The organism is Neorhizobium sp. PAMB6716 (assembly GCF_058242805.1).
In genome coordinates this window covers 995,381-1,015,859 of record NZ_JBZAYW010000002.1, presented here as the reverse complement: position 1 = coordinate 1,015,859, position 20,479 = coordinate 995,381, and the positions used below count along the sequence as shown (strand labels likewise).

Genomic DNA, 20,479 nt, shown 5'->3' with positions numbered 1-20,479 from the left:
TCAGAGCCCAAAAACGCGCGAGTTCTGACGACCGGACAGTTCCCGGATCGCCTCGAAATCCAGAAGCCGCTCGAACAGCCGGCGCGAGGCAAACCGCGACAGCTTGCGGGTCACCAGCGAGCCGGAAACGGCATCCTCGCTCAAAAGAAGATCGACCGCATCCCCGGCACCCTTTGCGCGAAGTTTTGGCACCACCTCCAGGAGACGCTGCGCCCGCCGGTCGATGTCGCCGGCAAAACGCACCGCATCGATGGCGGCATCGGCAAGCGACAGCGTGACGGCGCGGGTAAAGCCATCCGTTTCAGGCGACAACCGCTTCTGGCTGCGCTCAGTGCGAAAATAGGCCGATTGCCGCTGCGCCATCATCAGCGGCAGCGCCACCGGCCAGCCCATCATCTCCTTCAGCATCTGGTCGGCCACCCACCAGGCCAGAAGCTCGTACGGCGCTCCGAGCGCCATGATGCGCGACACGATCTGCGCTATTGCCAGCGGCGGCGATGACGTCTGGCGCTGCAGCGCATCGCACCCGTGCGGCACAGCTTCCAACTCGTCGGTCCAGCGCAGATCGAGGGACACAGCGACGCCCTTCAATGTCTCGGCCTCCAGAAAAAGCGGCCGTGCAGCAAGTCGCTTCCAGGCGCCGTACATGTTGCCGGAGGGGCCGGCATCATCGCCGGGGCGACGCAGCACCCAGGCATCGCGCAATTGTGCGTCCTCTTCGCGCCGGCCGGAAAGGCGAACCGCGACAACCGCGCATTTCAGCGCCTGACGCTGACGCCACGCGCCGGCCCAGGGGTAATCGGCGCGCATGATCCGGTCGAGCGCCAGAAGTGCGCCCCCCGCAACAAAGGCTGCCTCCGCATCGCTGTCCACGGCAACGCGACGCGTGGTCCAGGCCGGAACCTGAAAAGCCGGATCGAGCGGCAGCGGGGGTTTTCGCGCAGGAATCATCAGGGGATCATAATGGCTTTGAGCGCTTGTGCCAGAGCATGGCCAGCGAACCGCACAGTTCTTCTCTAATCCGCATCATCCTGAAGGCGCTCATGTTCCAGCCGGCGCGACAGCAGCGGATATACCACCAGCCCGTCCTCTTCACCGCGGGGAAACTGCCCGTCGCGATGGCGCTTTTCGGCCGCCTTATAGCCGGCGGGGCTGACGCCGATATAATGCTTGAACATGCGGGAAAAATAATAGCTGTCGCTGTAGCCGACCTGCGCCGCCGTCTGCTTCACCGAACGCCCGCCGGCCAGCAGCCCCATGGCGCGCTCCATGCGCTTGAACTCCTGGTATTTGGTGGGTGTCAGCCCCACCTGCCGGCGAAAGGTGCGGCGGAAATAATCCTGATTATAGGGGATGGAGCCGAGCACCGTCTCGACGATGCCATCATCCAGCGGATCGGCCGCAATACGGCTTGCCGCCACCATCACCGCCAGCGACAGCGCATCCGGATTGTCGACCGAGACCTCCTGCTGCTGGCGCCAGCCGATGAAGGCCGCCTCGATATATTCGGTGAGGAACACCATGAACATGTGGTGCTGGGCAAGTGTGGTCGAGGACAGCGGCACCGTCTCGCGATAGTGGCGCACAAGCGGCTGCAGCATCTGCCAGCGCGGCAGGGCAACCGCGCGGCGCATCTCCATCTGCGAAATCAGGTCCATACGGCCGAAGACATTCAGCGTAAAATGCTGGGCAACGCCGGTGTAGAGGTCGCTCGAGACGGTGCGCCCGACAAATTGTGTATTCGCCTCGATCAGCATGGCTGAGCCGGGCTCCATCACCACCCGTTCGCCCGCCACCTCATACTCGCCGCGCCCTGTAAGACATATGACAAGATCATGCACCGTATTCGTCTTGTCGATGCGCCAGCTGGGGGAGTGCTGCATCTTGATGGTGGAGCGCGTGAGGTTGAGCGTCAGCGATTGCACGGGAATAGCGGCCAATGGCCCTTGTTCGCTTTTCTCCATCTTTTTGTCCGAAAGCCTCTATTCTCTTCTGCCTGCCTGCAGAAGATAGTAGCGCCCATCGATGGAAAACACCAGTTTCCATCACCTGTTCAATGGGAGGAGCGGGGCATTTTGGGGAGGAGAGGGTGCATCGAAGCGCCGCCATTCCCTTTGCCTCGATATCAAGATGCAGAATTTTGAATACCCGGAACCCACCCGGCCGGACCACGCGATAACAGCTGTGTCCGCCATTCCCCGGATCGATGGCATTTGCGTCAATGAGCAGCAGGTGCGCCAAAACCTGTATGACATGCCCTTCGAGATGGCGGCGAACGAGGTCTCGTTGCGGTCTGCGGGAGCCGCCGCATGAGTGGAGACAACCGCTTTCTCGGGCTGTTTTACCTGTCGCCCTATATCATCGGGCTTCTGGTCTTTACCGCGCTGCCCTTTGCCGCCTCGTTCTACCTGAGCTTTACCGATTACAACCTGATGTCGTCGCCGGTCTTCACCGGTCTCGACAATTACTGGAAGCTGTTTACCGGCGACCGCACGTTCCGCAAGTCGCTGTGGGTGACGCTCGTCTACGTGTTCACCACCGTACCGCTGAAGCTCGCCTTTGCGCTCTTCATCGCGGTCATCCTGAACTACAAGCTGAAATTCATCAATTTCTTCCGCACCGCCTTCTACGTACCCTCGATCCTCGGCGGCTCCATCGCGATTGCCGTGATGTGGCGTTACCTGTTTGCCGATGTCGGCATCGTCAACATGGGGCTGGCAACGCTCGGCATCGAACCGGTCAACTGGTTCGGCGATCCCACGAACGCGCTTTTCACCATCACGCTTTTGCGCCTCTGGCAGTTCGGCTCGGCCATGGTGATCTTCCTTGCCGCGCTGCAGAGCATCGACAAGTCGCTTTACGAGGCAGCCTCGATCGATGGAGCGGGCAAGTTTGCCACCTTCTGGCACATCACCATGCCGCTCATCACGCCGGTCATCTTCTTCAACCTGATTATGCAGATGGTCCAGGCCTTCCAGGAGTTCAACGGCCCCTACATCATCACGCAGGGCGGGCCGCTCAAATCCACCTATCTCCTGCCGCTCTACATCTATGAGGAAGCCTTCCGGCGGTTCGACATGGGTTATGCCTCGGCCATTGCCTGGGTGCTCTTCGTCATCATCATGGTGCTCACCCTCATCGCCTTCTGGTCCTCGCGCCATTGGGTCTATTACGCCGGCGACAAGAGGAGCTGATCCGATGGCAAACCATATCCTTTCAGAAAACCTTGCGCTCGATCAGGAAGCAGATCGCATCCTGAAGGCGCAGCGCCGCCGCCAGTTCATCAGCGCCACCCTGCGTTATGGTGTGCTGACGCTCGTTGGCCTCGTCATGCTCTATCCGCTGATCTGGCTGATCGGCGCCTCGTTCAAGACCAATTCTGAAATCTTTGCCGGGGCCGGCTTCATCCCGAACGAAGCCACCATATCCGGCTATGTGCAGGGATGGCAGACCTCGACGCCCTATACGTTCGGCCGGTTCTTCTGGAACACGTTCCTCATTGTGGTTCCAAAGATGATCGGCACGGTCATTTCCTGCACGGCGGTCGCCTACGGGTTTGCCCGCTTTGATTTTCCGGGCAAGAAGGTGCTGTTTGCCTCGCTGATCGCCACGCTTTTGCTGCCGAATGTCGTCACCCGCATTCCGCAATATCTGCTGTTTCGCGATCTCGGCTGGCTCGACAGTTTTCTGCCGCTCTGGGTACCCTCCGCCTTTGCCGGCGATGCCTTCTTCGTCTTCATGCTGGTGCAGTTCCTGCGCGCCATTCCGCGCGACATGGAAGAGGCCGCCCGCGTCGATGGCGCCAACACCTGGCAGGTGCTGCTGTTCATCGTCGTGCCACTTCTGACGCCGGCGCTGATCTCGGTCTGCCTCTTCCAGTTCATGTGGACGATGAACGATTTTCTAGGTCCCCTGATCTACCTCTCCTCGGTCGACAAGTTCCCGGTGTCGCTCGCCCTCAAGCTCTCCATCGATACCACCGAAGCCTTCGAGTGGAACCGCATCCTCGCCATGTCGGTACTGACCATCATGCCGGCGCTCATCGTGTTCTTCGTGGCGCAGAAATATTTCATCGAAGGCATCTCCGCCGGTGGCGTGAAAGGATAAGACAATGGCTCGCCTGCAGCTTAGAAACCTCGAAAAAGACTATGGCGGCTTCAAAGCCGTGCACGGGATCAACCTGGACGTCGCAGACGGCGAGTTCATGGTTCTGGTCGGCCCCTCCGGCTGCGCCAAATCCACGACGCTGCGCATGATCGCCGGTCTGGAGCGCATCACCGGCGGTGAAATCCGCATCGGCGACAACCTCGTCAACGACAAGGCGCCCGGCGAGCGCGGCATTGCCATGGTATTCCAGAACTATGCGCTTTATCCGCATATGAAGGTGCGCAAGAACCTCTCCTTCGGGCTTCGGCTCAAGCGCCGGCCGGCGGAAGAAATAGAGCAGGCAACGCAGGACGTCTCCAACATCCTGGAAATTGGCGATTATCTGGAACGGCTGCCGAAACAGCTTTCCGGCGGCCAGGCGCAGCGTGTCGCCGTTGGGCGCGCGCTCATCAAGAAACCGCAGGTTTTCCTGTTCGACGAGCCGTTGTCGAACCTCGATGCCAAGCTGCGTGCCTCCATGCGCGTGCGCATCACCGATCTGCACAAGCAGCTGAAGGCTGATGGTCTGCAATCGACGGTCGTCTACGTCACGCATGACCAGACGGAAGCCATGACCATGGGCGACCGCATCTGCGTGATGAAGGAAGGCCGCATCATGCAGGTGGCCGATCCGGTAACGCTCTACAATCGCCCGGCCAATGCTTTCGTGGCAGGTTTCATCGGCAGCCCGGAGATGAACCTCATCGACGCGGAATTGTCCGGAAGCCGTCTGGCGATCAGCACCCAGACCTATGACCTGTCGCCCGACATCATGGCGCGTCTCAGCCCGAAGACGCCGAAGGGTGTCACGCTTGGCGTGCGCCCGCAGCATTTTACCGTGGTGGGGCCAGAGGCAGAGAACGCGCTCACGGGCCGCGTCTCGCATGTCGAGTTCATGGGCCACGAGGTCTACCTCTACATCCATGTCGAGGGACAGCAGATCATCGCGGTCGTCTCCGCCAGCAATTACGACCGCAGCAAGATCAACGGCGATCTCGTGCGCCTTTCGCCGCAGCCCGAGGCCGCCCATCTGTTCGACCGCCAATCCGGGGAAAACATTTCCCTGGCCGCCATCCAGTAACCACCGTTCGGGGAGGAACGACATGAAACTGACCAAACTTCTTCTGGCCACGGCATTTGCCGCAACCAGTCTTGCACCGCTTGCCCACTCTGCTGATCTGCGTATGTCCTGGTGGGGTGGCGACAGCCGCCACAAGGCAACGCAGGCAGCGCTGAAGGCCTGCGGCGAAAAACATGGCCACACCATTGCGCCGGAATATACCGGCTGGGACGGGCATCTGGAAAAGGTCACCACCCAGATTGCCGGTGGCACCGAAGCCGACATCATGCAGATCAACTGGCCGTGGCTGCCGCTGTTTTCCATCAAGGGCGATGGTTTTGCCGATCTGTCCCAGTTCAAGGACGTGATCGACCTTAGCCAGTGGACGAAGGAAGAACTGGCCGCCGGCTCGATGAACGGCAAGCTGAACGGTCTTCCCGTTTCCACCACCGGCCGCGTCTTCATGTTCAACAAGACAGCCCTCGACAAGGCAGGCGTTGCCATTCCCAAAACCTGGGATGAGCTGTTTGCGGCGGCAAAGACGCTGAAGGAAAAGGTCGGGCCGGGCGCTTATCCGATGAATGCGGTAAAGGAAACCGCGGTGCTCTTGATCTCGCTCAACGCCACGCAGGCGACGGGTAAGGATCTTGTCGATCCGAAGACCGGCAAGGTGGCCTGGACCGAAGAAGAACTGACATCGGCCATCGACTTCTATGGAAAGATGGTGAGCGAAGGCGTCGTCATCTCGCAGAAGGACAATGCCGCCGAGGGCAATCTCAACCTGTTTGAAAGCCCGAAATGGGCCGATGGCCGTATCTCCGGCTCTTATGAATGGGATTCGACCTATTCCAAATATGCCGACCCGCTGAAGGGCCAGGTGCTGGAACCGGTGGCGCTTCTGAAGAATGCCGATGCCAAGACCGAAGGCGTCTACCGCAAGCCTTCCATGGTGTTTTCGATCTCCAAGCGTTCGAAGAACCCGAAGGCAGCAGCGGAAATCGTCAATTGCCTGCTGAACGAGCCGGAAGGCATCAAGGCGCTTGGCACCTCGCGCGGTCTGCCGGCCAGCAAGGTGGCGGCAAAGACCCTGCTGGATGCGGGCGTCATCGAACCGGAACTGGCAGCGGCCAATGCCATCATCATTGCCGGCACCGGCCCGACCGTTTCGCCGCTCAACGAGCATCCGGAAGTGCGCGCCGTCTTCATCGATACGCTGGAGCAATATGCCTACGGGCAGATGACGTCTGCAGAAGCCGCCGAAGAAATCATCGACGGCGTCAACGACGTCCTGAAGAAGTTCTGACGAGACTGCCGGCCGCCCGGTTTCGGGCGGCCGGTGCCTTCCTCCGGCAAGACAGCCGGAACCGATGAGGACACCATCATGCCCAGCCTTTTGCCGCTCTGCGCCACGACGCGGACCGCAAGCTTCAGCCTTGACGCCGACAGCCACCATTTTGCGCTCGAATACCCGCGCAAGTGGCAGCTTCACGATGAAGGCGGCTTGTTGGTCGCAGAGGGCATGACAGCAAGCGTCGTCTTTACGCTGCACGACCTCCAGCCCCAAACGCGCTATAGGCTGGCGGTTGAGGACACCGATCTTTCCTTTGGAACCATCCCGGAAAGCGCATTGGTCGATATCACCCATACAGGCGCAAGCGTCGACGCAGACGATAATGCGCAGAATATTCAGGCGGCTATCGACAGCTTGCCTGACGGCGGAACGCTCAAAATTCCAGCCGGCACATATCGCTCCGGTCCGCTGTTCCTGAAGAGCGACATGACGCTTCTTCTGGAAGACGGCGCCTGCCTGCTTGGCCATCCCGACCGCAGCCGTTACCCGGTGCTGCCGGCGCGACACGCCGACGGGCGCGTGCTCGGCACGTGGGAAGGCGTGGCGGAAGCCTGTTTTGCCAGCCTCATCACCGCCATCGACTGCAAGAACCTCGTGATCACCGGCGCCGGCACAATCGATGGCGGCGGCGATGCTGGCGACTGGTGGACCTGGCCGAAGGAGACGCGCGACGGCGCACGCCGGCCGCGCACGCTGTTTCTCTCGAACGGACGTGACATCACCCTATCCGGCATCACGGTGCGCAATTCGCCCTCCTGGACGATTCATCCGGTCTTTTGCGAAAACCTGCTTGCCGCGGATCTCACCATCGAGAACGACCCGCTTTCCCCCAATACCGACGGTTTCAACCCCGAATGCTGCCGCGATGTCACGCTGAAGGGGTTGCACTTCTCCGTGGGTGACGACTGTATCGCCATCAAGGCCGGCAAGCGCGATCCGAAAGGCGGGCTCGACCGCAGTTGCGAGCGCATCACCATCGAGAACTGCCGCATGGAGCGCGGCCATGGCGGTGTTGTCATCGGCAGCGAAATGAGCGGCAGCGTGCGCGATGTCACCGTGCGCCGCTGCATCCTTGTCGAGACCGACAGGGGATTGCGGGTAAAAACCCGGCGCGGGCGGGGCGGCGCGGTGACCAATATCACGCTTGAAGATTGCGTGATGGACCGGGTTGCCATGCCGCTCGTCATTAACAGCTTCTATTTCTGCGATGCCGATGGCCGCTCGGATTATGTCCAGTCGCGCCAGCCGCTTGAGGTGAACGACGCAACGCCGCAGATTTCCGGCATCACCATCCGCAATGTCGAGGCCAAAAATGTCGGCGTGGCGGCGGCCGCCTTCTACGGGCTGCCCGAAGCGCCGATCACCGGCATCGTCATCGACACCTACCGGGTCAGCTATGCTCCCGAGGCGCTGCCTGAAGTGCCCGACATGGCGCTGAATTTCCAGCCGATGCGACACGGCGGCATCATTGCCGAACATGCCGAATTTGCCCAGCGCGCCAACATCGTTCTTCATTCATCCGACCAGAGTATTGCCGTATGACCGCAGATATCACCGACTATTTCGATGCCTATGCCGCAGATTACACCGCCTATAAAGGCGGCGCCTGGTGTTACGAGGACGGCTGCCTCTATCGCGGGCTGATCGCGCTGTTTGAGGCAACCGGCGAAAAGCGCTGGTTCGATCACCTGAAACGGCTCATCGATGCGCAGGTCAGCGACACCGGTGAACTTTCCGGCTATACGGTGGGCGAATACAATATCGACAACATCCTGCCCGGCCGCGCACTGGTCTATCTGGCACACCGCACCGGCAAGGAACGGTATCTCAAGGCCGCAGATCTCCTGGCACGTCAGTTCGAGACCCATCCGCGCATTGCAGCCGGCCCCCACTGGCACAAGCTGCGTTATCCCCATCAGGTCTGGCTGGACGGGCTCTACATGGCGCTGCCGTTCAAGCTGGACTATGCCGGCCTTGCCGGGCAACCGGCACTGGCAGACGAGGGTTTTAACGAGCTTCTGACCGCGCTCGATCTGACCTTCGATGCGGGAAGCGGGCTTTACCGGCACGGTTATGACGAAAGCCGCCTGCAATCCTGGGCCGACGAGGCAACCGGCCTTTCGCCTGCCCATTGGGGGCGTTCCATCGGCTGGATGGCGATGGCGATGGTCGACATGCTGGAGATGCTTCAATCGGGACCGCAAAGAGATGACCTTGCCGCCCGGCTTTCGGCCCTCCTTGTGAGGCTCGAAGCACTGCGCACGATGGATGGCCGCTGGCTGCAGGTGGTCGACCAGCCTGATCTTCCCGGCAATTATGCGGAAAGCTCCGCCACCGCCATGTTTGCCTATGTTTATCTAAAGGCTGCGCGGATCGGTATAACCGGCGCTTCCGCCGAGACCGGCATTACCGCGATGGACAGCCTTTTCCGGAATGCTCTTCTGCCCAATGCGAGAGGCCGCACCGTCCTGCAGAATATCTGCTGCGTTGCCGGCCTCGGCGGGTTCGACGGGCACTACAGAGATGGCACGCCGGCCTATTACGTCTCCGAAATCCAGCGCGATGACGATATCAAAGGCGTCGGCCCGCTGATGATGGCCTATGCGGAACGGGTCACGGCCAGAAGCGCCGTCACACATGCAAAGGAAGCGGTGGCCTAAGCTGCCATCTTGCCGGCATCTGTCATCTTGATGGCAGATTTGGAAACCCCTACACTCTCGGCCAGAAGGAGATGATCCCATGGCCGAACCCCGGCTTTCCGTGCGCAGCGCCAAGGCGCGTGACCTTGCGCACCGGCTCGCCCGGCGCGAAAACCGCTCGATTGCCGATATCGTCGAGCGGGCGCTGGAAGCCTATGAAGTGCGCGAGGCCGGCCGCGAACCGGCCGCACATTTTTACGCGCGCCTGAATGAGACTGATAGCAGCGACATCGATCTCGACGACGTCATCCACGCCGGGCGCACGCCGCAGGCGCGGCCGGAACTTTGATCCTCATCGATACGAATGGATATTGTAAGCGTTGAAGAAAGCGCCGGCCTCTCCCTCACCAACCCCTGGGACTTCTGAAGCCCTTTTCGGCGACCCTACAGGGCGTGGATCTTCACATCAGGCACCACGGCTTGCGCAATCTCGCAGAGATGACGGTGGTGGGTGAGGTAAATCACCTGTCCGAGACCCGCCATCTGCCCGAACAGGCGGAAAACTTCCTCGGCACGGAATTCGTCAAAGGTTTCCATGATGTCGTCGGCGACGAACGGAACCGAGGGGCGCACGGCGGCAAATTCCTCGTAACCGGCCAGACGCAACGCCAGATAAAGCTGGTAGCGGGTGCCGGTCGACATGGCGTCCGACAGTTTGGAGGCGCCATCGCGCGCAACACCGATGAGGATTTCGCGCTCCTTGTCCGGCAGCGCGGCAAGGCCGGAATAGTCGCCGCGGGTAATCTGGCAAAAGGCTTCCGACGCCCGCTTCATCATCGAGCTTCGATGTTTTTCACGGTAGAGCGACAGCGCGCTTTCCGCCGCCAGCGTTCCCGCCCGAAGTTTTAGGTAACCGACGGCCAGTTCCTCGATCTGCAACAGAAGGGTGGTGCGCTGCGCCTCGATCTTGGCCACGGCATCATCGCCGCCCACGGCGTCAACACGGTCTTTCGCGCGGGTCAGCTCGGCAAAAACGATACGGCTGCGTTCGGCCAGATTGTCGATACGGCCTAAGAGTTCTTCGGCGGCGCGCGCCGTTTCCTCCGCATCGGTCTGCCGCAACAGTCTTTCAGCCTCCGCAAGCGTTGCAACCTTCATTTCAAAGAGCAACTGCTCGCGCAGTTCCGCCACGCGCCGCTCCAGCCGGTCGCGCTCGGCCGCCTGCTCCAGCCGCTGACTGACCTCAGCCAGTGTTTCCACGGCAAAAAAGCCCGTCAGGGTCACCTTTCGCGTATGATAATCGTCGATCTGGCGTTCGAGATTTTCCAGCTCTTCACGGGCAGAAACGAGATCACGCTCCTTGGCCGATTTTTGCAGCATCAGGCGTTCGGCCTCTGCCGTGCGGCGCACCAGCTGATCAGCTTGGGCCAGAACCGGAAGGTCGGATGTCTCCAGATCCGTCTGCACAGCAAGCTTTGCAACCTCGCTTGCAAAAACCCGGCTGTCGCGCTCCATCAGGTCGATGCGGTGGGCCAGCTGGTCGCGCTCGCGAAGGGCGGCCGGCAGGTCGGATAGCGCATCCAGAATGGCGCGTACGGCGGCCGGATCCGTCTCGCCGGCAAACCAGGTGGCGGAAAGCGCTTCGTTCCAGGCATTCTGCCATGCTGTATCGCTGCGGCTTGCATCCTCTAGCGCCCGTTGGCGCTCGAACACTTCCCGCTTCAGCTCAAGACGGCGCGCGACAAGATTTGCCTCACGCAGGGCATTGTCCTTGATGTCCGCCAGACGATCTGCCGCATGGTTGACGCTCTGGCGCAGAGACAGTGTTGTGTCCACCGGCCAGCAGAGATCAGCAAGTGCCAGCCTCAGCTCGGCCACCTCGTCGTCCAGATGCGCCGCAACCGCAAACCGGCGCGCCTTTGCCTTGTCGAGCGCATCGGCGGAGGACAGGCACTCGGCAAGGCGATCGGCAAAGGCCTCCAGTGATGACAGCAGGCGATAGATATCCGGCTGTCGAACGGTCACCGCCGGTGCCGCCTCATCCACGGTCCGCACCAAAGCCGCAAGCTCTTCGGTTGCGCCACGCGCACTTGCGGTTTCACGGGTTAGCTGCACAGTTACGACATGCTGCTCCTGTCGCAACTGGCGCAGTTGCGCAAGCTCGCTGGCATGGGAAAGCCGGGCTTCGCCCAGCCGGTCATCCTGTTTGAGACGCTCTTCGAATTCCTGCGCCGAAGCCAGATCCAGCGCCTGCAGATGCGCCTGCCAGGCGGCATCGCGGCTGCTTCGGGTTGTCGCTGCCGTCTCGTCGTCAAACACCTCGCCGGCGGCCAGCGCTTTCAACCGGGCCTCAAGTTCCCCAAGCCGTGCCTCCAGGTCGGCGCGGCGTTCCTGATGGCGTTGGATACGCCGGTTGATCTCTTCGGCCTGTCCGCGCCACAGATCCAGCTGTCGATGGCCGGGCAGGGCTGTGTCCCGCAAGGCCTCGATGCTGTCGATGGGCGGCTGGAGCCTGCCCATCAGGCGCACAAGATCGGCCTCCATCTGCTCGACGGTGCGGGTCTCGATGGCCAGAAGCGTCTGCTTTTCGCCCTTCTGGAGACGGGAAACGATGGTTTCCAACCGGCTGAGCGGCCCGGCTTCCACCGAAGGCAGATCGGAGCCAGCACGCTGCGCCTCCAGCTCTTCCAACCCCTGCTGTGCCCGCTCCAGCTCGCGCTCGGCCGTCTCCATCCGTGCCGCAATGCCGGATCTGTTTTCGATCAGGTCGCGCAGTTTTGCGACAAGCGCTGCCGGCAGAACAAGTGCTGAAGGGTCAGCATGATCCTCAAGGCCAAGCGCCTTCAGGATGGCGTTCAAGCTCGCTTCCTGCTCGGCAAAGGCCAGACGCCGCTTCGGCAGATCGTCTTCCGCCGTCACATAACGGGCGCGGCCGGCCCCGAGCGCCGAGATCGCCGCGGCCGCTGACAGGACATCCTCATCAACACGGATCGCCGAAACTTCTGCCTCAAGCCGATCGATCTGGGTCTCAAGCCCGGCTTTTAGGGTCTGCAGCCGCGTTTCGTCGCGCATCAGGTCGGTCATCAGCGACGACCATTCGCGCGGCGGGCGGGGAAGATCCGCATAGGCCTCAAGCTCTGTCGTCAGCCGCGCCAGATCCCGCGCAAGCGGCATAGCCCGCATGAGGGAGGCTAGACGCGCCTGTTCCGCACGGGCAGACGAAAGCTCGGCCAGTGTCTCCTCATAGGCCTTTTCGGCCTGCGTCTTCGTCGACACAAGGCCGGCATAGGTGGAGGCATAGGTATCGATCTGATCGCGGTCAGCCTTCAGCGCCGCCAGTTGCTGCTTCATCTCGGAAAGCCGCGTGTTGCGCGCGCGCTTGCGATGAAACTGATGCGCCTCGTCGGTTGCCGCCGTCAGAACGCGGCTGACATCGGCAAGGCCGGAACTGGCCGAAAACAGCATTTCGCCGAGATCGCCGCGGCTTTCGACGATGGCCGCGCCGCCGTCGCGCAGCGAGCGTTCGTCCAGCGAAAACATGGTGCGATAGGCCTCGCGCGTCAGCCCGCCGAGTGCTGATGACAGCAGGACCTCGTTGACCGGCTGGCCGCGCCCGTCGACCAGCGCGTTGGTGCGCTGTTTGAGGCGCACGAGATCATGGTCCCGCCCGTCGAATTCCAGCACGCCGCCCACCTGCATGGCATTATAGGCATGCAGGAAATTATAGCCGCTGCGCTCGGGAATGCCGAAGAGCAGATCGAGATAACCGGAAAACGCCGTCGATTTGCCGGCCTCGTTGAGGCCGTAGACGATATGCAGGTCCGGGCTGCCGGCGGTGGCGGGGCCAAAATCGATCGTGTGATCGGTAAACTTGCCGTAGCGGGTGAGATCGAGACGACGAAGCCGCATCAGCGTTCCTCGCCCGTTGCTGCCGCAAGGCGTGCGATCAGGTCCTCGCTTCCCTCGCGGATCAGGTCTTCCACGAAACTTTCGAAGGCTGCCGGATCGTTTCCGGCAAAACGCCGGCTTTCCGGCGGCAGATCGTCCAGCAGGTTTTGCACCATCTCGCGCACATGCTCGCGGTAACCATGCGCCGGCATCACGTCGTCGCGCATCAACACGCCCAGTTCATGGACAGGATCGCTGGTTGCCTGCTGCGGGCGAAGAGACGGCGCCCTGACGTCCAGCTCCAGCTTTTCGATCCAGGCGCGGCCCGTGCGCTCTGCCCGCTGTTCGGCTTCGCTGAGCAGCAGGTCGACATCGCGCCGGATGGCAAAGGAAAGCGGCGTTGTGCCCACAAGCCGCAACCGCGCCACCAGATGGTCGGAGCGGGTGCGCTGGCGCTCGTCTTCGACCGCACGGCCGATGAGATCCACAAGCCCACGCCAGTCCTGAGCGTCCGACACATCCACAGTCACCCGGGCAAACTGCGCAAGGCTCGTCAGCCGTTCCTCGACGCTCACCGTTCCATCATCGGCAACAGTCACCAGCGACACGGTCTTTTCGCCGGCCTCGTTGATGTCGCGGCCCTGTGGCATGCCGGGCATGATCACGGTTCTGGTTCCCGCATGGTGCGTGCGCTGGTGAATGTGGCCCAGCGCCCAATAATCAAAGCCCGAACCATGCAGGTCGGCCACCGAGCAGGGGGCGTAAAGATCATGACCGGGCGCGCCGGCAAGGCTTGAATGCATGATGCCGATGTTGACGGCACCGGCCACCGGCGCCTTGTATTTCGGCAGCAGGCTTTCCGGCGCCTGCGGCTTGGCAAAACTCAGGCCATGGATGGCAACATTCAATCCGCCGCGCGCAAGTTCCACCGCCTCCGCCCGGCCGGAAAACACCTTGACCGAGGGCGGCAGCACCAGTTCCTGGGTGATTTTCGACAGCGCATCATGGTTGCCGCGGATCTTGAAGACGGAAATGCCGGCCTCGTGCAACCGCTGCATCTGGGTGGCCAGGAAACGCGCCGTCTTCATCGATGTCTGGTCGCCATCGTAGAGATCGCCGGCGATGATCAGCGCATCGACCTGTTCATCCAGGCAAAGATCGACGATGCGCACCAGCGCCTGGCGCGTCGCATCCCCCACAAGGGCGGCAAGATCGGGATTTCTGAGCGACAGCGACCGAAGCGGACTGTCGAGATGCAGATCGGCGGTGTGAACGAACCTGAAGGCCATGGCCGCAGATTTAACGCCCTTGAGGGCCGCGTGCAATGGCGCCAGCCGATCCCGCCCGCTCTATCCCCCGCGCAGATTGAGGGAGGGGGATAGAGCAATCATGACAGGCGATTGACATCAGGCAAAAATTCCACAAAGGTCGCGCCATTCCGAGGGGAGCATCGAACGATGCTGAGATGGCGCTGAGCCGGACCCTTGAACCTGATCCGGGTCATGCCGGCGTAGGAACGGAAAACGCGCATGTTCAGCGCCTATTCTCTTCTCCGCTTCACCTGGATCTCCCTGCTGCAAGGTTTGGAGATCACGATGCCATTGATGAAAAACGCAGCCTGCCGCTGCCCAAGTCACCCGACTGCCAGCCGCCTCACCGCTGACAGCTGACGATGCGCTTTCGCCAGACGGGTTATGCCCTGCTTCTTCTGCTTGCCACCTGGCAGGCGGTGGTATCGCTGCTTCAACCGCCGCGCTACATCCTGCCGTCGCCTGTCGCGGTGGCCATGACCTATGTCCGCCAGCCGCAGTTCCTCATGCATCACGCGCTGATCACGGCTGGCGAAATTCTTTTTGGCCTTGTCATCGGCTGCGGGCTCGGCGCGCTGACGGCGCTGGCTGTTGCGGCTTTTCCGAGGGCTGGCCGGCTGGTCTGGCCGCTTGTCGTCGTGCTGCAGGCCTTTCCGGTCTTCGTTCTGGCACCCGTTCTCGTCATCTGGCTGGGTTTCGGCATGGCCTCGAAAGTGGCGATGACTGTTATCATCATCTTTTTTCCCGTCGCCTCCGCCTTTGCCGATGGCCTTCGCCGCACCGATCCGACGCTTCTCGATGCCGCCGCGCTGACGCCAGCCAGCCATATCCAGATCCTGCGCCACATCCGCCTGCCGCTTGCGCTTTCGGCCCTCGTGTCTGGCCTTCGGGTCGCAGCGCCGCTTGCGCCCCTCGGTGCCATCGTCGGCGAATGGGTGGGGGCTGCCGGCGGGCTCGGTTTCGTCATGGTGCAGGCCAATGCCCGCATGCAAACCGACATGCTGTTTGCCGCCATGGTCATCCTTGCCCTTTTCACCGTTCTCCTGCGGCTTGTCGTCGATCGCCTGACGAAAAACCTTGCCCCCTGGGCGAGGGAGGAAACGGACACCCCCCGCCATCAAGCCCTCCATCCAGCCCTCCTGCCAAGGAAACCTGCCGCATGAAACGCGTAATTGCAGCGCTCGCCACTGTTCTTGTCCTCACCCTTGCGCCTGCCGCCTCGCAGGCAGCCGACAAGCTGAGCGTGCTCCTCGAATGGTTCGTCAATCCCGATCACGCGCCAATGGTGGTTGCCGTAGAGAAGGGTTATTTTGCCGAGGAGGGGCTTGAGGTGGAACTGATCCCGCCATCGGACCCATCCGCCGTGCCGCGCCTCGTCTCCACCGCCCAGGCCGATATCGGCGTGCATTACCAGCCGAACCTCTATCTCGACCACGCAAACGGCCTGCCGCTGACGCGCTTCGGCACGCTTGTCGAAACGCCGCTCAACACCGTGACCGTACTTGCAGACGGGCCGATCAAGAGCCTTAAGGATCTGAAGGGCAAGAAGGTCGGTTTTTCCGTCTCCGGCTTCGAGGATGCGATGCTGAAGCGCATGTTGGCATCCGAAGGCGTGGACCTGAAGGACATCGAACTGGTTAATGTCAACTTCTCGCTGTCGCCCTCGCTGATCAGCGGGCAGGTGGATGCGACGCTGGGAGGTTTTCGCAATTTCGAGCTGACCCAGATGCAGATCGAAGGCCATGAGGGTCGCGCCTTCTTTCCCGAAGAACATGGCGTGCCTCTTTATGACGAGCTGATCTTCGTCACCCGCCCGCAGCTTCTGGCCGATAGCCGCCTGCCGCGTTTCCTGCGCGCCGTGGAAAAGGCTGCGGTCTACCTGACCAACCATCCCGATGATGCCTGGCAGCTGTTCATCAAGGCCTATCCGAACCTCGATGACAAACTGAACCGGAAGGCCTTTACCGATACGCTGCCGCGTTTTGCCAAACGCCCGGCCGCCCTGGACCATGCCCGTTATGAGCGTTTCGGCGCCTTCATGGCCGAAAGCGGGCTCATTCAAAAGGCGCCGGCGGTGGAGGATCTGGCGGTGGAGCTGAAATGAACAGGCTTCCGACAAAAGCAGACGCCGCAGACCTGATCGCCCGTGTTCGCGCCCGCCGCCCGCGCGTGCATTGCCTGATGAACACGGTCGTGCAGAAATTCACCGCCGACGGCATCAGCGCCATTGGCGCCATTCCCTCCATGACATCCTCGATGGAAGAAATCGCCGATTTTGTCAGTAAGGTCGATGCGCTGACGATCAATCTCGGCACGCTGGATGCCGAGCGCCGCAAGGTGATCCGGCTTGCCGTCGATGTGGCGACGGCCGGCGGCAAGCCGTGGATCCTCGATCCCGTCCATTGCGATTATTCCCCGACGCGGCTCGCCTTTGCCCGCGAACTCATCACGCTTGGTCCAACCGTGGTGCGCGGCAACCGCGCGGAGATGGAACTGATCGGCGAGACCCGCGCCAGCCTTCGCATCATGACGGGTGCTGTCGATCATCTGTCAGACGCCGGGAGAAGCGTCAACGTGGAAAACGGCCATACCTTCATGGCCGTGGTGACCGGCACCGGCTGCCTCTCCGGCGGCGTCATTGCCGCGTTTCTGGCCGTGGAGAAAGATGCGCTGAGGGCGGCAACGGCTGCTCTTTGCACCACCGGCGTCTCGGCGGAACTGGCGGCCGTGCATGCCCGCGGGCCGGGCAGCTTCGAGCCGGCCTTTCTCGATGCGCTGGCAGCCCTTGGACCTGATGATCTGAATTCCCATGCAAGGATACACCATGAGACGACTTGATTACCGCCTGAATGCGCTGGTGGATGCCTCGCTTCTCGATGTGGCAGACCTCGCCGTGCTGGCAAAACATGCCGCCGACAATGGCGCAACGCTGATCCAGTACCGCGACAAGACCGCCTCGACGCGGGTGATGATCGAGCGGGCCTTGGCGATCAAGGCAGCGCTTGCCGCAAGCGGCGTGCCTTTCGTCGTCAACGACCGCGTCGACGTGGCGCTAGCCGCCGGTGCAGACGGCGTGCATCTCGGCGCAGACGACATGGCCCCCGACACCGCGCGCCGCCTGCTCGGGCCGGACGCCATCATCGGCGTCACCGTCAAGACGCCCGCCGATGCCGAACGAGCCGGGAAGGCGCCGGTCGATTACGCCTGCATCGGCGGCGTGTTCGAAACGCTCTCCAAGATGAATCCGGATCCGCCTGTGGGCCTTGATGGCCTCAAGACGCTTCGGGCGACAATCCGGGGGCTCAACCCGGCGCTTCCGGTCGGCGCCATTGCCGGCATCACGCTGGATAAGGTGCCATCCGTGATCGCTGCCGGCGCCGATGGCATTGCTGCCATTTCCGCCCTGTTTCGTGCGGAAGACATTGCCGCCACCGTGCGCGATTTCCGCAAAACCATCGATGAAAGCCTGAAGGGAGAGGGCGCATGACCGCCATCGCGCTCACCATTGCCGGTTCTGACAGCGGCGGCGGCGCCGGCATCCAGGCCGATATCAAGACGTTTTCGGCACTTGGAACCTATGCCGCGAGCGTCATCACCGCCGTCACCGCGCAGAACACGCGGGGCGTCACCGCCGTCGAGGATATCTCGCCTGAGGTCATCGGCGCGCAGATGGATGCGGTGTTCGGTGACCTCGCCGTCGATGCGGTCAAGATCGGCATGGTGTCGCGAAGCCAAACCATTGCTGTCATCGCCGGCCGGCTGCAGGCATTTGCCGGCCCCATCGTCGTCGATCCGGTGATGGTTGCCACATCAGGCGATCGGCTGTTGCAGGAAGATGCCATTGCGGCGCTGACCCGGTTGTTGCTGCCGCTCGCCCATGTGGTGACGCCCAACCTGCCAGAAGCAGCGCTTCTGACCGGTCGCCCCATCGCAGGGAACCGCGACGAGATGATTGCGCAGGCTCACCTCATCCTCGGTTTTGGCGCACGCGCGGTTGTGATGAAGGGCGGCCATGGCGAGGGCGCAGAAAGCGTCGATTTCCTGGTCACGCCAGAGGACGTGCTGACGCTGTCCGCCCCGCGTGTCGAAACGTCGAACGACCACGGCACCGGCTGCACGCTTGCCGCAGCACTCACCGCCAACCTTGCCAAGGGTTTGGAGCTTGCCGAGGCCGCACGGGATGCAAAAGCCTACCTGCAGGCAGCGCTTGAGGCGGGCCGATACCTTAAGGTCGGCGGGGGCAGGGGCCCCGTTCATCATTTCCACGACTGGTGGCCGGCATGAGGCAAGGGGCAGGGGAGCGCGACAGACAGAGGCTTCTGGCGGGTCTGGAGACAATTCTTTCCGGCACCGCCGCCGTGCTGCTCTGCGCGCTGCTTTCCCTCGTGCTCGTCAATGTCACCCTGCGTTATGTCTTCCAGACCGGCTTTATCGGCGCCGAGGATCTCGGCATCTGGCTTCATCTCGCGCTGATCTCTGTGGCTGCGCCGCTCTCTCTGTCGGGACCGCTCTCCATGCGGTTCGATGTCGGCCTCCGGCTCCTGCCAAGGCGAGGGCAGGTGGCGGCCGAAGCAATGGCGGATGGCGTGAGCGTGATTGCGGCGCTCACCCTGATCGTCGGTGCGCGCGAAACCATTGCCATGCTCGGCGGCACCTCGCCGACACTCGGGCTTCCGGAATGGTTGCGTTTCGCGCTGATCGGCACCGGCGGGGTTCTGCTGCTGGCGGTTCTCATCCTGCGCCGCTTAGCGGAAGAAAAGCGCGTATCGGTGCTGGCATCACTGGCACTCGGGGCCTGCCTTTATGGTCTGGCAACCCATGTGGATCTCTCCGGAAGCTGGCCGCCGAGCGCCTTTCTCGCCATCATCGCCGGCATTGGTCTTGTCGTGTCTGCGCCACTGTCGCATGCGTTTCTGGCCGCCGCCTCGCTCAGCCTTGCCTTCGGCAGCAGCCTGCCGGAACCGGCCGTGGTTGCAGCCGCCGTCAACGGCATGTCGAAATTCCTGCTGCTCGCCATCCCCTTCTTTCTGCTCGCCGGCGGGCTTCTGACGGCCTCCGGTGCTGCCGAGCGCCTTGTCCATTTTGCCGCAACGCTTGTCGGCCATCGCCGGGCAGGGCTGGCGCAGACCGTGCTTTTGACCAGCGTCATCTTTTCCGGCGCCTCCGGCTCCTCCGTTGCCAATGCGGCCTTCGGCGCCTCCACCTTCCAGCCGCAACTGGTGAAGAACGGTTATCCGCCGGCGCAGGCGGGCGCGATCATTGCGGCCTCCTCGGTCCTTGATAACGTCATTCCGCCCTCCATAGCCTTCCTGCTGCTGGCGGCCGCCACCAATCTCTCGGTCGGCTCGCTGCTCGCCGGCGGTTTTGTGGCGGGCGGGTTGATGGCGGTCTGTCTTGCCGTCGCCATCCATTTTTCGGTCAAAGCCCGCCCGGAAGGACGCCCCGCCTCTGGCAAGGAACGTCTAGCCGCCGCCGTGTCTGCCCTGCCGGCCTTCGGCCTTGGCGTCATCGTGGTTGCCGGCATCCGCTTTGGCGTGGTGACGACAACGGAAGCGGCAGCACTGGCCGCAGCCTACACGCTGATCCTTGCGCTGGCCGCACGGCTTTCCTCGACATCGTTGATCGCAGCCTTCCGCCAGGCGGCCACCGAAGCAGGCGCCATCGGCCTGCTGATCGGCTCGGCCGGCCCCTTTGCCTTTCTGCTTGCGGTGGATGATGTGGCCGGGCTGATCTCGGATGCCGTCAATGCCCTAGGGCATCATCCGGCCCTTGTGCTGCTGATGGCAAATCTCGTGCTGCTGGTTGCCGGCCTGGTGCTCGATATCGGTGCGGCGATCCTGCTGCTCGGGCCGATCCTTCTGCCGGTTGCGGTGTCCGCCGGGCTCGATCCGATCCATTTCGGCGTCATCCTGGTGGTGAACCTGATGATCCACGGGCTGACGCCGCCGCTCGGCATGCTGATCTTCGTGGTCTCCGGCGTCACGCGGGTTCCTGCCGCCGATCTGTTTCGTGCGGTGCTGCCCTATCTTGCCGCACTTCTTCTAGCCCTTGGCATCCTGTGCGTCGCAACGTTGCTCCTCTGAAA

The 20,479-nt window shown here is 62.3% G+C and carries 19 protein-coding genes and 1 riboswitch; of the genes, 15 read left to right on the top strand and 4 right to left on the bottom strand.

What is annotated here, in order from left to right:
* On the bottom strand, positions 1-951 hold the full coding sequence (locus AC4CWH_RS23245; RefSeq protein ID WP_491286105.1) for a DUF1403 family protein: 951 nt from the start codon (positions 949-951) through the stop codon (positions 1-3).
* A 65-nt stretch (positions 952-1,016) separates the two neighbouring features.
* Positions 1,017-1,964: a helix-turn-helix domain-containing protein gene (locus AC4CWH_RS23240; RefSeq protein ID WP_491286107.1), complete on the bottom strand. Its 948-nt coding sequence runs from the start codon at positions 1,962-1,964 to the stop codon at positions 1,017-1,019.
* Between the two features lie 61 nt (positions 1,965-2,025).
* Between AC4CWH_RS23240 and AC4CWH_RS23235 the strand changes: the two genes are divergently transcribed.
* The 8 genes from AC4CWH_RS23235 (at position 2,026) to AC4CWH_RS23200 (ending at position 9,545) form a co-directional block, all read left to right on the top strand.
* Positions 2,026-2,313, top strand: coding sequence for a hypothetical protein (locus tag AC4CWH_RS23235; protein ID WP_491321650.1), 288 nt, complete (start codon positions 2,026-2,028; stop codon positions 2,311-2,313).
* Positions 2,310-3,194: a carbohydrate ABC transporter permease gene (locus AC4CWH_RS23230; protein WP_491286112.1), complete on the top strand. Its 885-nt coding sequence runs from the start codon at positions 2,310-2,312 to the stop codon at positions 3,192-3,194. Before AC4CWH_RS23235 ends, AC4CWH_RS23230 begins: the two co-directional genes overlap by 4 nt.
* A 4-nt stretch (positions 3,195-3,198) precedes the next feature.
* Complete coding sequence (locus AC4CWH_RS23225) at positions 3,199-4,107, top strand: carbohydrate ABC transporter permease (RefSeq protein ID WP_491321649.1); 909 nt, start codon at positions 3,199-3,201, stop codon at positions 4,105-4,107.
* A gap of 4 nt (positions 4,108-4,111) precedes the next feature.
* Entirely contained in the window at positions 4,112-5,227 is a 1,116-nt protein-coding gene (locus AC4CWH_RS23220) for an ABC transporter ATP-binding protein (protein WP_491321648.1), read from the top strand.
* Positions 5,228-5,249: 22 nt separating this feature from the next.
* Positions 5,250-6,509, top strand: a complete 1,260-nt coding sequence (locus AC4CWH_RS23215) for an ABC transporter substrate-binding protein (RefSeq protein ID WP_491286118.1) — start codon at positions 5,250-5,252, stop codon at positions 6,507-6,509.
* Between the two features lie 78 nt (positions 6,510-6,587).
* Complete coding sequence (pglA, locus tag AC4CWH_RS23210) at positions 6,588-8,099, top strand: polygalacturonase PglA (protein WP_491286120.1); 1,512 nt, start codon at positions 6,588-6,590, stop codon at positions 8,097-8,099.
* Entirely contained in the window at positions 8,096-9,217 is a 1,122-nt protein-coding gene (locus tag AC4CWH_RS23205) for a glycoside hydrolase family 88/105 protein (RefSeq protein WP_491321647.1), read from the top strand. The genes pglA and AC4CWH_RS23205 overlap by 4 nt, the downstream gene beginning before the upstream one ends.
* Positions 9,218-9,296: 79 nt before the next feature.
* Positions 9,297-9,545, top strand: coding sequence for a type II toxin-antitoxin system VapB family antitoxin (locus AC4CWH_RS23200; protein ID WP_491321646.1), 249 nt, complete (start codon positions 9,297-9,299; stop codon positions 9,543-9,545).
* Between the two features lie 95 nt (positions 9,546-9,640).
* Here the strand turns inward: AC4CWH_RS23200 and AC4CWH_RS23195 are convergent, their stop codons facing one another.
* Positions 9,641-13,105, bottom strand: coding sequence for an ATP-binding protein (locus AC4CWH_RS23195; RefSeq protein WP_491321645.1), 3,465 nt, complete (start codon positions 13,103-13,105; stop codon positions 9,641-9,643).
* On the bottom strand, positions 13,105-14,373 hold the full coding sequence (locus AC4CWH_RS23190; protein WP_491321644.1) for a metallophosphoesterase family protein: 1,269 nt from the start codon (positions 14,371-14,373) through the stop codon (positions 13,105-13,107). Before AC4CWH_RS23190 ends, AC4CWH_RS23195 begins: the two co-directional genes overlap by 1 nt.
* Positions 14,374-14,515: 142 nt before the next feature.
* Positions 14,516-14,618: riboswitch (TPP riboswitch) on the top strand.
* Between AC4CWH_RS23190 and AC4CWH_RS23185 the strand changes: the two genes are divergently transcribed.
* The 7 genes from AC4CWH_RS23185 (at position 14,614) to AC4CWH_RS23155 (ending at position 20,477) form a co-directional block, all read left to right on the top strand.
* Positions 14,614-14,754, top strand: coding sequence for a hypothetical protein (locus AC4CWH_RS23185; protein ID WP_491321643.1), 141 nt, complete (start codon positions 14,614-14,616; stop codon positions 14,752-14,754). (Overlaps the previous riboswitch by 5 nt.)
* Positions 14,755-14,756: 2 nt before the next feature.
* Positions 14,757-15,557 (top strand): ABC transporter permease, encoded by an 801-nt coding sequence (locus AC4CWH_RS23180; RefSeq protein ID WP_491321642.1) that lies wholly within the window; start codon positions 14,757-14,759, stop codon positions 15,555-15,557.
* The gene (locus AC4CWH_RS23175) at positions 15,554-16,498 is read left to right on the top strand and encodes an ABC transporter substrate-binding protein (protein ID WP_491321641.1); all 945 of its coding nucleotides are present in this window, start codon (positions 15,554-15,556) and stop codon (positions 16,496-16,498) included. The genes AC4CWH_RS23180 and AC4CWH_RS23175 overlap by 4 nt, the downstream gene beginning before the upstream one ends.
* Entirely contained in the window at positions 16,495-17,232 is a 738-nt protein-coding gene (locus tag AC4CWH_RS23170) for a hydroxyethylthiazole kinase (RefSeq protein ID WP_491321640.1), read from the top strand. Before AC4CWH_RS23175 ends, AC4CWH_RS23170 begins: the two co-directional genes overlap by 4 nt.
* Positions 17,219-17,881, top strand: coding sequence for a thiamine phosphate synthase (gene thiE / locus AC4CWH_RS23165; protein ID WP_491321639.1), 663 nt, complete (start codon positions 17,219-17,221; stop codon positions 17,879-17,881). The genes AC4CWH_RS23170 and thiE overlap by 14 nt, the downstream gene beginning before the upstream one ends.
* Entirely contained in the window at positions 17,878-18,678 is an 801-nt protein-coding gene (thiD, locus tag AC4CWH_RS23160; protein ID WP_491321638.1) for a bifunctional hydroxymethylpyrimidine kinase/phosphomethylpyrimidine kinase, read from the top strand. Before thiE ends, thiD begins: the two co-directional genes overlap by 4 nt.
* The gene (locus AC4CWH_RS23155; protein ID WP_491321637.1) at positions 18,675-20,477 is read left to right on the top strand and encodes a TRAP transporter large permease; all 1,803 of its coding nucleotides are present in this window, start codon (positions 18,675-18,677) and stop codon (positions 20,475-20,477) included. The genes thiD and AC4CWH_RS23155 overlap by 4 nt, the downstream gene beginning before the upstream one ends.
* Positions 20,478-20,479 lie beyond the last annotated feature (2 nt).

Coding starts and splice junctions, on each gene's coding strand:
- AC4CWH_RS23245 (WP_491286105.1), bottom strand. CDS start 951: ATGATTCCTGCGCGAAAACCCCCGCTGCCGCTCGATCCGGCTTTTCAG.
- AC4CWH_RS23240 (WP_491286107.1), bottom strand. CDS start 1,964: ATGGAGAAAAGCGAACAAGGGCCATTGGCCGCTATTCCCGTGCAATCG.
- AC4CWH_RS23235 (WP_491321650.1), top strand. CDS start 2,026: ATGGAAAACACCAGTTTCCATCACCTGTTCAATGGGAGGAGCGGGGCA.
- AC4CWH_RS23230 (WP_491286112.1), top strand. CDS start 2,310: ATGAGTGGAGACAACCGCTTTCTCGGGCTGTTTTACCTGTCGCCCTAT.
- AC4CWH_RS23225 (WP_491321649.1), top strand. CDS start 3,199: ATGGCAAACCATATCCTTTCAGAAAACCTTGCGCTCGATCAGGAAGCA.
- AC4CWH_RS23220 (WP_491321648.1), top strand. CDS start 4,112: ATGGCTCGCCTGCAGCTTAGAAACCTCGAAAAAGACTATGGCGGCTTC.
- AC4CWH_RS23215 (WP_491286118.1), top strand. CDS start 5,250: ATGAAACTGACCAAACTTCTTCTGGCCACGGCATTTGCCGCAACCAGT.
- pglA (WP_491286120.1), top strand. CDS start 6,588: ATGCCCAGCCTTTTGCCGCTCTGCGCCACGACGCGGACCGCAAGCTTC.
- AC4CWH_RS23205 (WP_491321647.1), top strand. CDS start 8,096: ATGACCGCAGATATCACCGACTATTTCGATGCCTATGCCGCAGATTAC.
- AC4CWH_RS23200 (WP_491321646.1), top strand. CDS start 9,297: ATGGCCGAACCCCGGCTTTCCGTGCGCAGCGCCAAGGCGCGTGACCTT.
- AC4CWH_RS23195 (WP_491321645.1), bottom strand. CDS start 13,105: ATGCGGCTTCGTCGTCTCGATCTCACCCGCTACGGCAAGTTTACCGAT.
- AC4CWH_RS23190 (WP_491321644.1), bottom strand. CDS start 14,373: ATGGCCTTCAGGTTCGTTCACACCGCCGATCTGCATCTCGACAGTCCG.
- AC4CWH_RS23185 (WP_491321643.1), top strand. CDS start 14,614: ATGTTCAGCGCCTATTCTCTTCTCCGCTTCACCTGGATCTCCCTGCTG.
- AC4CWH_RS23180 (WP_491321642.1), top strand. CDS start 14,757: ATGCGCTTTCGCCAGACGGGTTATGCCCTGCTTCTTCTGCTTGCCACC.
- AC4CWH_RS23175 (WP_491321641.1), top strand. CDS start 15,554: ATGAAACGCGTAATTGCAGCGCTCGCCACTGTTCTTGTCCTCACCCTT.
- AC4CWH_RS23170 (WP_491321640.1), top strand. CDS start 16,495: ATGAACAGGCTTCCGACAAAAGCAGACGCCGCAGACCTGATCGCCCGT.
- thiE (WP_491321639.1), top strand. CDS start 17,219: ATGAGACGACTTGATTACCGCCTGAATGCGCTGGTGGATGCCTCGCTT.
- thiD (WP_491321638.1), top strand. CDS start 17,878: ATGACCGCCATCGCGCTCACCATTGCCGGTTCTGACAGCGGCGGCGGC.
- AC4CWH_RS23155 (WP_491321637.1), top strand. CDS start 18,675: ATGAGGCAAGGGGCAGGGGAGCGCGACAGACAGAGGCTTCTGGCGGGT.